The organism is Anoxybacillus sp. J5B_2022 (genome assembly GCF_026847645.1).
Classification (GTDB): Bacteria; Bacillota; Bacilli; order Bacillales; family Anoxybacillaceae; genus Anoxybacteroides.
This window is the reverse complement of record NZ_JAPSMC010000169.1, coordinates 1-683: the sequence shown is the minus strand read 5'-3', so window position 1 is coordinate 683 and position 683 is coordinate 1. Positions and strand designations below refer to the sequence as shown.

The 683-nt window shown below is 48.2% G+C and carries 1 protein-coding gene; it reads left to right on the top strand.

All coding sequences use genetic code 11. The features are described 5' to 3' along the window. The coding region (locus tag M4I42_RS17060; RefSeq protein WP_268853208.1) for an IS4 family transposase at positions 1-683 on the top strand (683 nt) is incomplete at both ends.

Below are 683 nucleotides of genomic sequence, written 5' to 3'. Positions count from 1 at the left end.
TGTACGTCTCTCACGCTCCGCCATGACTGTTCCCTGTCCAGTGAAGGCTTGAATCAGCGGTTTACTGAGCGAGCCGTGGCGTTTTTGCGAGAAGTGTTTTTCCTTCTCCTCCAGCGCCAACGTCCGTTGCTTTGGTCCACGATCCAAACCTATCGGACGTGTTTTACTCGCTTGCGGATTTTGGACTCGACCAGTTTTTTGGTTCCCGCCGACTACGGGGAGGATTATCAAGGTTCCGTTTCGTCGGGAGCGAAAATTCAGTTTGAATATGACCTGTTATCCGGTGCTTGTCTTCAGCTATGTGTCCAATCGGCCAATGATTCGGATGCTCGTTTTGCCTATCATGCCCAGCACACGATTTTGCCGAATGACCTATGTATTCGGGATTTGGGCTTTTTCTCCGTTGCCGCACTAACCGAGATCGACGCCCGAGGAGCGTATTATATTACTCGGCTCCGTTCCGATATGAAAGTGTATATCAAAGAGAATAGCCAGTGGAAGGAATGGGATTGGGAATCTCTTGGGAATCAATTAAAGGAAGGGGAATCAGTAGAAATGGAACATGTATACATCGGGCATGAGCGTTTGTATATCCCACGCTTGATTTTTCGACGTTTGACGGAAGAAGAATGGCAAAAACGGATGGCGTATGTGCGAAAAAGGGAAAAAAGAAAAGGGAAGGC